Here is a 12,881-nt window from a genome sequence, read left to right on the forward strand (position 1 = left end):
TTGTATTTTTGAATATTATTAAGTGGAATAGCATCATGCTATCCATACTAAGGGAGGATGTTTAGTTTCGCGGCTAGTGCATCCTTTTCTTTTCTATTGAAAAGTAATCTGCTTTATTTCTTCATTTACTTCAAAATTTAGGTTATACATTTCTGAGATTAATTGGATTATGGTTTTTAAATTTTCCTTTTTATTGATTCTCAATGTAATTCTTTGAGTATCAAATTCTTTTGGGAGTATCATTTTATAGCCATAGTTGGTCTCAATGTAGGTACTGAGTACTACTAGTTTTTCATTTTCAAAATCCACAAAGCGGTTGAAATCGGTCACTGCCACAATCTTATTGCTATAAGTGAATTTTTCACCGGGTTTCAGTATCCAGTTTTCTTTTTGGTCTTTTACATTCATCTGAACACTTCCCTCAAAAAGTTCGACAACTACTTCTTTATCACTAGATCCATTAACTGAAAAGGAAGTCCCTAGAACAGTTGTAGTGGTCTCTTTGCAAAAAACCTGAAAAGGATGTTTTTTATCTTTTTTAACTTTAAAATAGGCTGATCCTTCTACCTCGATCTTTCTGTTTGAAACAAAATTACTGACGTATTTGATCTTAGAATTCGGGCTTAATTCTACCACTGAACTATCGGGTAAGAATACACTTTTTACCTTAGAAGTTGGGTTTTCAATGACAGTTGAAGCAACAAAATTATCCACTTGTAATGGGTTATCAGTGTTGAAAACTCTGGTTCCAATAAAGCCAAAAATTAAAATTGCCGCTGCCGCTGCATAATACATCCAAGGTTTCAATTTCCGTTCTTTCGAAGGAAAGGTTTTTGCTTGGAATTGCTCCCAAGAAGTTTCTTTTTCACTATCTGAATGCGAAACAGGGGTCTCCTCCCACATTTTTTTTAATTCTTCTTCCAGTTTATTTTCATCCATATCTTTGGGGCGTTAAAGTTTCTGACAATAATATCCTTGTTTATTAAAAACACCATAGACCATTTCTTTAATATCTCTATTGGTCTCAATTCTTAAAATAGTATCACAACCTTCTGTGTCAAAGTTCATGATACAATCAGAAATAACAAATTGCAACAATGCTACAATATACCTAGCTTGTTCTTTTGTTCTAACATCGGTTTTGTAAACTTCTATATCCATTTCTACAGTCTGTTTTTATATATAACAAACGAAAACGGAAAAGTTCCTAATGGTTTTCGATTTTTTTTCTAATAAATTTACTGGCAAGATAAATATGATTGGCAATGGTCTTCTCAGAAAGATCCGTAAGTGCTGCAATTTCTTTATAGCTAAGATTTTCCAGTTTGTGTAAAGTGAATATTTTTTGTTGCTGTTCAGGAAGCTGATTTATGAAATTGTATAATTTTTCTTTTTTTTCTTCAAAATCTCCTGTATCCGTAACCTCTTCTGCAATTTCAACTTTTAAAGGATTAAGTTGAACTATTTTATTTTCTCTGTTCACATGATTGAGGATGATATTTTTGCAGATCGTAAACAATTGTTTGTCCAACAAAACATCTTCGTGAAGTAATTCCCGCTTATCGTACAGTCTTAGAAAAGTTTCCTGAACAAAGTCTTCAGGAGTTAGAAGTTTAAAGTCGAATCTTTTAGCGATACTTACCAATCGATCATAATAAGTAAGATAAACCTCTTTGAAGGATGCTTCATTGCCTTTTTTCAAACTTACTATAAACTTCTTATTGTCCATAACTTAACTATGATAACTACTCTAAACTGTTTGACGGCAATTATATTGTGTTTCAAAATTGAAAACATAAAACTGCAAGGATCTCAGATTGGAAATCTATTGAATCGCTTTGCCAATTTCAATGCTGTAGAAAAGTGCAAAGAACCGTAATTTAATTCTATATTTTATGTCCGCTGCAATAAAGTTTTTAGCAATTACAGCTATTGAAAAGCTCTAGATTAGTAGTGTCTTTTAAGAATATGTTACACAGAGATGAAAAAAAATTAGGACAGATCGAAACCATGCCATAATTTACATTTAAACGATGCTTCTATAATGCTAAAAAAATCGCACAAAGACGCAAAGGCGCAAAGTTTTTTTACTTTTAAACTTGGCGGCTTGGCGACTTGGCGAGAACCATTTCATGAGCTATAATGAAGTCTCTATCTCTTACAATTACAGCGAACTATTTTTTAGTATTCTTACTTTACCCACAATACCGCATTACCATGTGCTTCCAGATTAATCTCTTTTCCTACTGCTTTTATTCGGACACTATGAGCGCCGGACGGTAGATTGTCTGGCTTTGCAATCCTCCACAAATGTGTACTGACTGTTTCCGGCCTTGGGGAATTTGATATTTTCATGCTGTCATATCTCCCTTGACTTTGCAGATAGTATTGTTTTTGAATATTGGGCGAAATACCTTCATATTTTACCATTTCACTCCAACTTCCGTTATCGAAATTTACATACACCTTTGTCGCGTCATCTGCAGCAAATACATTGGCGTAAATGTAATTGTCATTCAGAGCATTGAGCGTAGTATCCCATTCGTTAGTATTTGGAACGGTGATGTCCATTTGTTTTGTATTGGGTGCTCCGGAAACTTTATAATCGTAGGTATAACGATCCGGATTAATTCCAACAGTCCAATAGCCTTTTGGCGTACCGTCGTACATCAACGCAAACGGAATCTGGTTCTGATCATGTGGACCCTGCCACCAGGAACCGCATACAGCACCGGCAACTAACTCATGGATTGCCTTTCGTCCGGTCTCTCTTTCAAAATATTTATGATATTGGGTATGGGTATGTCCGGCACTAATCAGTACCTCTTCAAAAGGAGCCAACGATTTTATAATCCAATCCTGATCTTCCATCTCTTCCAGCGGAATGTGCATAAACAAATGGATCGAATTAAAAGCGCCTTTTTTTGCTGCAATCAGATTGGTTATGAATTGTTTTTGCGTCTCATCAAGACGTCCTACATATCCTTTTTCGTTTACAGGATAAATATTATTCAGCACTAAAAAGAACTGATTTCCGTACTCGAATGCGTAATAAGACGGCCCAAAAATACTTTCAAAACTTTTATCCCGATCCTCAAAAGCGGTTTCTTTAAAATTCAGATCGTGATTGCCAATGGTATAAAAAATGGGAGCTCCAATAAGCCCTAAGGTTTCTGACAATGGTTTAAAAATAGTCAGATTGTCAAAAGAAAGATCTCCAAGCGGTACTATAAAATCAATTTTCTGATCCATTAATTCTTCAGTAACCAACTTTCCTACGTGGTGAATATCATCCATCACATCAACCTGAGTATCTCCTAACAACACCACTTTTACGTCTTTATTTTCAGCATTTGCAATCAAGGGAAAATTGTAATTTTTAATACCTTTTACTTCATCAAACGGAACATAAAACTGCACGCTGTTCTGTTTGTTTTTCTTTGAAATATACCCCGTCGGTTTAATTACAAAAACGGTATTTCCTTCTATTTTTGTAATGCTGTATTTTCCTTTTGAATTGGTCTCAACAACATCTTTACCATTAGAAACCAAAACATTAGACAGCACTACCTCATCTTTATCAAGAACAGCATTTTGATTCGTATCGGCAAATACAATTCCTGAAACTTTATTGTTTTTTTGTGCAAAACCAACTGTAAAACTCAGCATTACAACTAAGCTAAAAATTATTCTATTCATGATACTGTTTATTAATAAAAAATCCTTCGTAAGTCATCCTCCTTTTCCAGGATAACAAAGCTATGTGAGCCAATATTGAACTAAAAAAAATCTTTTTTCCATCTCTAAATATTACTATGTCTCTATGTGTTAAAAAATTGCGTTGTTATTGCACCAGGAATATTTTTCGCAAAGACGCAAAGTTTTTTAACACATAGAGACATAGCTTTTTGGAATCTCTACTGCAGTTAACTTTTTAGAAAGGGCTTATTTCGTTTCCAGTAATTGCATTATTTTATTGTAAATCTCAGTGTTTTGATACACTCCCATAAAATTCTGAGCTCCGGGACCGTATGCAAAAACAGGAACGGTTACCGAGGTGTGATCGTTTGTACTGAAACTTCCGTGTACATATCCTTTTTCTATACTACCGTCAATCAAAGAAAGTCCTCCGGTCTCGTGGTCTGCGGTTACAATTAGCAGAGTTTCCGGATTTTTGTCTACAAACTCCATCGCCTGTCCAACCAAACGATCAAAATCTAACATTTCACGCACCACATATTCCACATTATTACTGTGACCTCCATAATCAATCTGTGCGCCCTCTGCCATTATAAAAAACGGATTTGTAGTTTTAGAAAAAGTGGTTGTAGCTTTAGCTAATGATTTCGCTAAAAAATCACCTCTTCCGTCTTTTCTGGAAACCACCGAAGCATCATCCAATACCACAAAACGATTGTTCTTGATGGTATCTAAAGCACTAAATTGATCCGAAAAAGTATAGCCTTTTTTCTGTAAAACCTCAGCAAGATTTTTACCGTCTTTGCGGGATCTGAACTCCTTTGTTCCTCCCCCAATTAAGATATCAACCGGATTGGATAAAAAATCTGCCGCGATTGCTTCACTATAACTTCGGTCTGATTGATGCGCATAAAAAGCAGCTGGTGTCGCATCGGTAATATTACCACACGAAATGAGCGCCGTTTTATATTTTTTCTTAGCCAATTTCTCTGTTATCGATTCTAAAGATTGTCCTTTTTCATCCACTCCAATAAAACGGTTATTGGTTTTATGACCCGAAGCCATAGCCGTTGCGCCGGCAGCCGAATCTGTAATATAACTGTCGGAGGCTTTGGTTATCGAAAATCCTTCGGTAGGGATAGTAAACAAATTTAATCTTCCTTTGTTGGCGGTGTAACCAGCATAAATCTGCGTTAGTCCCATTCCGTCACCAATAAGAAGAATCACATTCTTCGGACGTTTATTTTTAGGAAATACAGCGCCATTTTTAGGGACATAAGTTTCATAAAACTCGGTATTCTGGTAAAAAGTTGACTTGATATTTTTAATGAATTGTGTTAAAGCCGATGTGTTATCCGTTGCAATGTAATCGACGTGAAGGTTCATTAAAGTCATCCAGGTATTTACATTGTCCTGCGTAGACCAAAATCTGATTTTTTTATGCTGATCGTGTACTTTTTTGATTACTGCTTGTGTTTTTTCAGAATCGGCTTGGGTCAGAACCCCTTTTCCGTTCCAAACGGTAAGTTCTTTCAAATCTTCACTGATCATTTCTACACGCGACAATTCCTGAGCTGTATAGGTTTCGTTTACTCTTCCGTCGAAATAAATAAACGCCGGATACTCGCTCCATTTTGAAGGAGCCGGTCTGCTTCCGGAAATAACTACTTTGAAATTTTTATTTGAAATTAAATCCGGATACATTTTTAACTGTTCCACAATTACTTTCAAAGTAGCTTCTGCCTCTGACTTTATATCAATCATCAAAAGCAACGGTTTATCGCTTTTATAAGCTTTACCGCCCAGTGCTTTAAATTTCAATAAAAGAGGCTCCAAATAAAGGTTACGCAACGAATTACCAACTTTAATTTCTTCCGAAGTATGAGCCACAATCAAATCATTTTTCACTAAAAAAACATCGGCTTCAATAACCCCTGTTTCATTAGCATAAGCCTCATAAAAAGGAAGCGCCCCGGCATAGTCATTATGAGAATGTATATTGGACGAACTGTATTCTTGTGCCTGCAAAAAAAGGCAGAAAAGAAGGCAAAAAAAGGTGTTTATTTTTTTCATATTTATTATAAATTATCCGTTTAAAAAGTTACAAACCAACTTTAACGAAACAGACATAAGTTACTGATATTAAAAGTTTTAAATTTAAAATTCCTACAACAAATAACAGAAACCATCTATTCTCTATTATCCATTCTTTAAAAACACAAACCAGCCCTTCTTAACACAGGACTGGCTTATTAAATTATCTGTAAAAAGTTGCCATTTTGTTTACGACTGCAGACTCCTTAGAAGCCCGCAGCGTAACAAAACACAAACAAATGAAACTACTTTTTACCAACCTTTGTTTTGAGACAAAGCTCCTTTACTTACTGCAATCTCATCCGGTGGTATTGGCCATACGTGGTGAATGGCAGGATTGAAATTACGAGCAGGATAAATTACCGTTCCGTTATAATGGTGTAACGGTTTGGCATAGGTTGCTTCGGCATCACCCCAACGAACAAGGTCAAAATGGCGATCTGTCCATTCTCCAGCTAATTCGCAACGTCTTTCTCTTTTTAAATCGGTTAATGTTGCTCCCGAAATAGAGGTTAGTCCTGCACGATTGCGAATCAAATTTATTTCGGTATCTGCACTTTGTCCTTTCTTTAATTTTGCTTCGGCCAACATCAGAATCACATCGGCATAACGCAATAGTGGTACATTTAATGCAGTTGAAGGTTTGTCTCCATTTGCGTTTACATAACGAATATCAATTCCTCCCGAAGTGGTTTTTGCATAACCAAACGGCTCCATATACTTTTTAAACTGATAGCCTGTTCTGTTACTTGAACTCACTACATATTTTCCTTCATTAAAAGTAACCAATTGACCAAAGTACATAAACGAATCTCCTTTTTGTAGAATAGTCGCACTACGACGTTTATCGGCAGGATCATACGCATCAAATAATTCTTTGGTTGGATAAAAATTCCCCCAGCCATTATAAGCGCCCCAACCTTTATCTTCGAGACAAACACCCGGAAAGATCGACCCAAGTGAAGTATTATCGGCACTTGAAGTAACAGACCAAATGTATTCTGATGACCAGTTGTTTTTGATTTTAAATACATCTTCAAAATTAGGAAGCAAAGCATGTTTTCCACTGTTAACAACCATATTTGCGTACTTAATAGCATTGTCCCAGTCTTTGGCATACAAATAGGTACGAACCAAATACGCCCACGCAGCCGTTTTGTGTGCACGGCCGTAATTGTCTGCCGTAAGTTCACTGAAATAAGGCAATAAGTCAGCCGCTTTAACCAGATCAGCAGCAATATAGGCGTAATTCTCCGCTACATTTTTTGCTCTTGGTACATAAACATTCGTAGGATCGTTTCTGTCCTGAATGGGGATTCCTGCACGATCATCGCCATAATGATACGCCAATTCTAAATGCATAACGGCATGATTAAAATAGGCTTCTCCCAACATCATTTTTTTTGTTTTCTCTTCTAATGGAATGTTTGGAATATTACGCAGTACATCGTTACAACGTTTCATCACTTCATAATGCAATCTCCAAATGTCTTTTGTGTCGGATTCTGATCCGTCAACAATAAAGTTTTTGATACGTTCTGCATTTTGCCTTGGTTTGGTTCCGATATCATCACTGGCATTGTTGAGCCAGAAAAACCCACGTCCGTACATATTATCATCCGAATACAAGGCATAAATAGCATTTACTCCGGCCTTGGCATCTGCGGGTGTTTTCCAGAAATTTCCGCTCGAAGGGGCTCCCTGTGGTATCAGATCAAGTTCACTTTCACAAGCTGTCGTTCCAAGCAGCATTGTAAAACTCAACAATAAAATACTTATCTTTTTCATTTTGTATGTTTTATGTTTTTTAAAAAGTAGCGTTTATACCCGTCATATAAATTCTGGACAGCGGGTATTTCCCTAAATCCAGTCCGAAATTAGAAAGACCTACCTCGGGATCCATTCCTGAATATTTGGTAATCGTAAAGAGATTCTGAGCCGAAATAAAGAACCTTAAGTTTGCTTTTCCGTTTAACCAAGCTTCTTTAATTGTATATCCAATCGCCACATTTTTTAATCTCAGGTAAGAAGCATCTTCAATATAAAAATCAGAAATTCGTCCGAAGTTATTGTTATTGTCTGTTGCCGAAAGTACCGGAATATTTGATCCTGTATTCTGCGGTGACCAGGCATCTTTTGACTCTGCCAATAAATTATATCCAGGAAAAGAACCGTTTAAACCGGTATATTTTACCGCATTAAAAACGCTGTTACCTGCCGCACCGCTTAAAAAGATATTCATATCAAATCCTTTGTATCTGAAATTGGAATTTAAACTGAATGTCGTTTTTGGAAACGGATTCCCTAGCACTACCCTGTCGTTATTATTAATCACACCGTCTCCATTTACATCTCTAAATTTCATATCTCCGGCAACTGCATTTGGTTGATATACAGCACCACTTGAATTTACATAGGCTTTTGCTTCTGCATTACTTTGGAATAATCCGTCTGTTTTATACCCGTAAAAGGCACCAACCGGACTTCCTACCTGATAAATATTGGCTAAAGGCAAACTACGAACTCTGCTCAAATTAAGTGGTTCAAGAGAGGTTAAACCGTCTTTGATCGAAACAATTCTGTTGTCTAAGAAAGCAGCATTCGCCGTCACATCAAATTTAAAATCACCTCTTGTTTTTTGATAGGTAAGACTTAATTCAAGTCCTTTGTTCTCTACATCACCCGAGTTTACAATTCGCCCTAATGGTGTTCCCGATACTCCCGGTAACTGGTCACGAACGAGCATGTCTTTGTTTGTTTTTTTATAAACGTCTAACGATCCTGTAAGACTGTTGTTGAAAAGAGTGAAGTCTAAACCTAAGTTGGTTTGCTCTGAGCTTTCCCATTTTAAAGCCGGATTTGACAATTCGTTTTCCGAATAACCGTAATTAATCACCGGAGTCGATCCAATTAAAGCAGAAGTCTGATTTAACGGTACACTAAACTGATAAGGTCCTAAGTTTCCTAAATTTCCAATCTGTCCCCAACTCGCACGAAGTTTTAAACTGTTTACGGTTGAACTAATGTTTTTCATAAAATCTTCTTCAGAAATTAACCAACCTGCAGATACTGAAGGATAAACTCTCCAGCGGTTTGCAGAAGTCAATTTTGAAGTTCCGTCACGACGCACAATTCCCGAGAACAGGTATTTTTGACTGAAATCATAATTTAACCTTCCGACATAAGAAGAGATGATTTCTTCAGACATTCCTGCTCCTAACTGCTGTACTAATTTGGCATTAAGCAAATAACGTTGTGATGGATCTTCGTTATCAAAACCGGTACCTTGTACACTGTAAAAATTCCTTTTGGTTTGTTGATAAGTGTATCCTGCCAAAGCTTTAAAACTGTGTTTCCCAAATGTTTTATCGTACGAAAGGGTTTGTTCGCTCAATAAATCAGTTGTCGTAGAAGTGGTTTGAGTTAATCTGTTAAAATCAAATACTTTCCCCGGTTCTGTAATCTTTACGGTAAAATCTTTATAATCACTTTGAATTCTGGTATACCCCCAATTTGATTTAAATCTTAAACCTTTTACAATTTCCCATTCCGCATAAGGATTGATCAGAACAGTAGAAACAGGATTGTTGTTGTCCAGCCTTTTCAAATAAGCCACCGGATTAATAACATCTCCATACGATCCGATGTATTTTTCAGGTACTCCACCAAAAGAACCGGAACCGTCTTCTCTATAAACCGTTGCATTTGGCGGATACAAAATCGCTCCTAAAATTGCTCCTGTGTAAGCACTTGAAGTATTGGCACTCTGACCATCTGTTAACGAATACGTCAGATTCTCTCCTATTGTAAAATTGGGTGCCAGTTTAAAAGAAGAATTGGCGCGGGCTGTATAACGTCTTGCAAAGGTGTTCAACAATATTCCTTCGTTTTTTCGGTAACTTCCCGAAAGAAAGAAATTAGATTTTTCTGTTTTTCCGTTTACTGAAATAGATAAATCCTGAATTTCACCAATCTGAAAAATTTCATCCATCCAATCGGTTTTGGTCATTCTGGCGGTAGGTTCAAATGCGGGATCAAAAGCAGGTATTCTTGGTAGTCCAGCATTATCTCTAGCCGTATTCATGGCGTCTGCATATTCTGCGGCGTTTAATACTTTCAATTTTTTCGCTACATTCTGAAAGCCTCCCTGATAATTTACATTGACATTAATTTTTTCAGAAGTACCCTTTTTAGAAGTAATTAAAATCACACCTCCCGAAGCTCTCGCTCCATAAATAGCCGCCGAAGCCGCATCTTTTAAAACACTGATCGAAGCAATATCATTAGGGTTAATGGTATTTAATGAACCACTGTAAATAATTCCGTCTAATACAATCAGTGGAGTTTCGGCATTTAAAGAACCAATCCCACGAATATTGATTGTAGGTTCTCCTGTTGGATCACCTCCATTATTAATAACCGTAACACCCGAAACAGTTCCTTGTAATAATTCGGCAGCAGTATTATAGGTTCTGCTTGCGGTTTCTTTCATTGAAACAGATCCCACAGCTCCCAGAACTTCTTTCTTTTTTACACTTCCATATCCCATTACTACTACTTCCTGCAGTTGTTTTACATCGGCAGCTAATTTGATATTTAGATTTTTTCGGCTTTCAGTAACCTTAATTTCCTGCGTAATATACCCTACATAAGAAAAAACCAACAGCGCCTCAGCCGAATGAATTTCCAGTGTAAAAGTTCCGTCATAATCAGTTACGGTGGCTGCACTCGAACCTTTATCTTTAATCTCTACTCCCGGTAACGGCATTCCGTCATCACCGCCAAAAACGGTTCCCGATATCGTGATTTTACTCTGTCCCGCATCGCTTACTTTCTGATTTTTCTTAATCACAATATTGTTGTTGATTATTTCATACTTCAGCAAAAAACTGCTGCAAATTTTATCCAACGCATATTCCAGCGTGACATTGTTTAGTTTTAAACTTGCTTTTTGATTGGTATTGATCTGATTGGCTTCATACATAAAATGCACGTCCACCTGATTTTCAATTTTTTGAAGAATATTTTTTATACTTTCATTTTCTACTTTTAAAGTTATTCTTTTGTCCCTCTCAACATTTACGGCCTTTGCCGTTAATCCGATAAAAAATAAAGCAGTGAACAGAATCAATTGGGTCTGAAGACCTTTTTTAATGCTTTGACACTTTGCGACATACCGCAGTTGTTTTTCATTCATAATTTTTAATTTTGATTATTCCTTTAGTTATTGTTGTTTTTTTGGAGTTTCATTCTATTCTAAAAGTTATTCAATCCGGTACACTCCGGACTCGAGTTTATACTTGGCATTAATAATAGTACACACCAATCGGATCACTTGATCAGGCGGTAATTCTTTAAAGTAGGCACTTATTTTGAGGTTGTTCAGATCCTTATTTTCGACCGATACAGCGATATTATAATTGCGGTTGATTGTTGTAATTACTTCCGGTAATGGGGTGTCTTCAAAAACAATAATATTTTTTCGCCATAGCGAAATGGAGTTCACCGGAATGTTACTAAAAGCATGCAGACTGCTGTTTTTTGATTTAAAAACCACTTTTTGACCTGGTGTTACATAAACGTTCTCTTCCGTAACAGTCGATTTTACATTTACTCTTCCTGTTAGTACAGAAACCTCCTGTGTCGTTTGATCGGGATAGGCCTGTACATTAAAACTGGTACCTAACACTTTAGTATCCATTTTATTGGTGTGAATGATAAAAGGGTGTTTTTTATCTTTTGCCACATCAAAAAAAGCTTCTCCTGTTAAAGAAACTTCACGGGTATCTCCTTCAAATTCAGCAGGATATTTTAAAAGGCTTCCCGCATTAAGCCAGATCTGTGTTCCGTCGCTCAAAGTTATTTTGGTATGTTCTCCGGGTTTTGTAGCATATTCTTTAAGGATACTTGTTTCTGTAGACAGATAGAAAAAACAGGACAAACCCGCTAAAAGCACTACAGAAGCCGCCATGATCCAATTTTTGGTGTTTAACGAAATGACTTCATTTGATTTTTTGATGGCTTTGATTTCTCTTTTTAGTTTTGAAATATCCGATTGTATAACCACCTCGTGTTCGAATATTTCTCCGGGATTGTTGTACCAGTTGTCCCACATTTCTTTCCCTTTTAAAGAAGATTTACCTTCTAAAAAAGTTTTAATATCTTGATGTAATTTCTCAGGCATTATATAGTTATTGCTTTAATAATAAGTCTTAGGAATTCCGATTTCAGGTAGGTGCTCAAGGTTACCCTTTTGTTAAGAAACCAAAAGAATGCCTTAGCATTGAAATCTGTTATAAATTAAATTGTCCCAAATAAAGGCGCATGAATTTTAGCGCATAGGCAATATGATACTTAACGGTCTCGTGAGATACATTAAGCTCATCAGCTATTTCTTTATTGGTATACTGCTTAAAACGACTCAGAATAAAAACCTCTTTAGCCTTTTTTGGCAGCAAAGAAGTAGCTTTGTCTAAAGCCTGTTGCAGCTCATCATGATAGATGGATTCTTCTGTGGTATTATTATTCCCTTCAATAACTGTATTTCGATCAAAGACCTCTTTACAGTAGGCATCCGTCATTTGGTTGGATTTAATATAGTCGAGCGTTACATAACGTACTGAAGTGTACATATAAGCCGAAAACTTTTTTTGAATGACCAGCGTTTTGCGTCGCTCCCAAATAGTGGTAAAAACTTCCTGAACAATTTCTTCTGAAATCGGAATCGATTTTATTCGCTGGTATACAAAGCGGACTAATACATCTCTGTATCGAAAATACAATTCATCAAAAGCTCTGTCTTTTCCTTGTTTTAATAATGCAACAAGTTCTTCGTCAGTATATTTCTTATACATAATACAACGCTTTTGCAACTGTTGTCAAACAAACAAGGTTTACTACAACATCGATACGGATTGTTTTTTTGCGATGAATTCTTACTCTGAAAAGCGACATATATACAAGTATTGGTTTCTTATACTATGTCTCCAAAATTAAAGCTCAGGGTAGGTCAAAAAGGTTACGTTTACATTAATAAAACCAGCCGATTACGAAACATATTATTAACATTTGAGGCCCGATGTTACCGC

Annotated in this window: 9 protein-coding genes; all 9 read right to left on the reverse strand. The window is 36.4% G+C overall.

Annotation, left to right across the window (positions count from 1 at the left end):
* Positions 1-93 precede the first annotated feature (93 nt).
* Positions 94-939, reverse strand: a complete 846-nt coding sequence (locus LNP23_RS17675) for a FecR family protein (RefSeq protein WP_230002218.1) — start codon at positions 937-939, stop codon at positions 94-96.
* Between the two features lie 12 nt (positions 940-951).
* Complete coding sequence (locus LNP23_RS17680) at positions 952-1,161, reverse strand: hypothetical protein (protein ID WP_230002219.1); 210 nt, start codon at positions 1,159-1,161, stop codon at positions 952-954.
* Between the two features lie 46 nt (positions 1,162-1,207).
* Entirely contained in the window at positions 1,208-1,729 is a 522-nt protein-coding gene (locus tag LNP23_RS17685; RefSeq protein ID WP_230002220.1) for an RNA polymerase sigma factor, read from the reverse strand.
* Between the two features lie 461 nt (positions 1,730-2,190).
* Entirely contained in the window at positions 2,191-3,699 is a 1,509-nt protein-coding gene (locus LNP23_RS17690; protein WP_230002221.1) for a calcineurin-like phosphoesterase C-terminal domain-containing protein, read from the reverse strand.
* 246 nt (positions 3,700-3,945) lie between these two features.
* Complete coding sequence (locus LNP23_RS17695) at positions 3,946-5,772, reverse strand: alkaline phosphatase (RefSeq protein WP_230002222.1); 1,827 nt, start codon at positions 5,770-5,772, stop codon at positions 3,946-3,948.
* A gap of 273 nt (positions 5,773-6,045) precedes the next feature.
* Positions 6,046-7,581 carry a RagB/SusD family nutrient uptake outer membrane protein gene (locus LNP23_RS17700; protein ID WP_047778860.1) on the reverse strand — a complete coding sequence of 512 codons (1,536 nt, stop codon included), beginning with the start codon at positions 7,579-7,581 and terminating at the stop codon, positions 6,046-6,048.
* 19 nt (positions 7,582-7,600) lie between these two features.
* Positions 7,601-10,990, reverse strand: coding sequence for a SusC/RagA family TonB-linked outer membrane protein (locus tag LNP23_RS17705; RefSeq protein ID WP_230002223.1), 3,390 nt, complete (start codon positions 10,988-10,990; stop codon positions 7,601-7,603).
* A gap of 66 nt (positions 10,991-11,056) precedes the next feature.
* Positions 11,057-11,977, reverse strand: a complete 921-nt coding sequence (locus LNP23_RS17710; protein WP_230002224.1) for a FecR family protein — start codon at positions 11,975-11,977, stop codon at positions 11,057-11,059.
* Positions 11,978-12,086: 109 nt separating this feature from the next.
* Entirely contained in the window at positions 12,087-12,647 is a 561-nt protein-coding gene (locus LNP23_RS17715) for an RNA polymerase sigma-70 factor (protein WP_047778863.1), read from the reverse strand.
* Between the last annotated feature and the right edge of the window lie 234 nt (positions 12,648-12,881).

It is taken from the genome of Flavobacterium cupriresistens (assembly GCF_020911925.1).
GTDB lineage: Bacteria > Bacteroidota > Bacteroidia > Flavobacteriales > Flavobacteriaceae > Flavobacterium > Flavobacterium cupriresistens.

Coding starts and splice junctions, on each gene's coding strand:
- LNP23_RS17675 (WP_230002218.1), bottom strand. CDS start 939: ATGGATGAAAATAAACTGGAAGAAGAATTAAAAAAAATGTGGGAGGAG.
- LNP23_RS17715 (WP_047778863.1), bottom strand. CDS start 12,647: ATGTATAAGAAATATACTGACGAAGAACTTGTTGCATTATTAAAACAA.
- LNP23_RS17710 (WP_230002224.1), bottom strand. CDS start 11,977: ATGCCTGAGAAATTACATCAAGATATTAAAACTTTTTTAGAAGGTAAA.
- LNP23_RS17700 (WP_047778860.1), bottom strand. CDS start 7,581: ATGAAAAAGATAAGTATTTTATTGTTGAGTTTTACAATGCTGCTTGGA.
- LNP23_RS17695 (WP_230002222.1), bottom strand. CDS start 5,772: ATGAAAAAAATAAACACCTTTTTTTGCCTTCTTTTCTGCCTTTTTTTG.
- LNP23_RS17705 (WP_230002223.1), bottom strand. CDS start 10,990: ATGAATGAAAAACAACTGCGGTATGTCGCAAAGTGTCAAAGCATTAAA.
- LNP23_RS17690 (WP_230002221.1), bottom strand. CDS start 3,699: ATGAATAGAATAATTTTTAGCTTAGTTGTAATGCTGAGTTTTACAGTT.
- LNP23_RS17680 (WP_230002219.1), bottom strand. CDS start 1,161: ATGGATATAGAAGTTTACAAAACCGATGTTAGAACAAAAGAACAAGCT.
- LNP23_RS17685 (WP_230002220.1), bottom strand. CDS start 1,729: ATGGACAATAAGAAGTTTATAGTAAGTTTGAAAAAAGGCAATGAAGCA.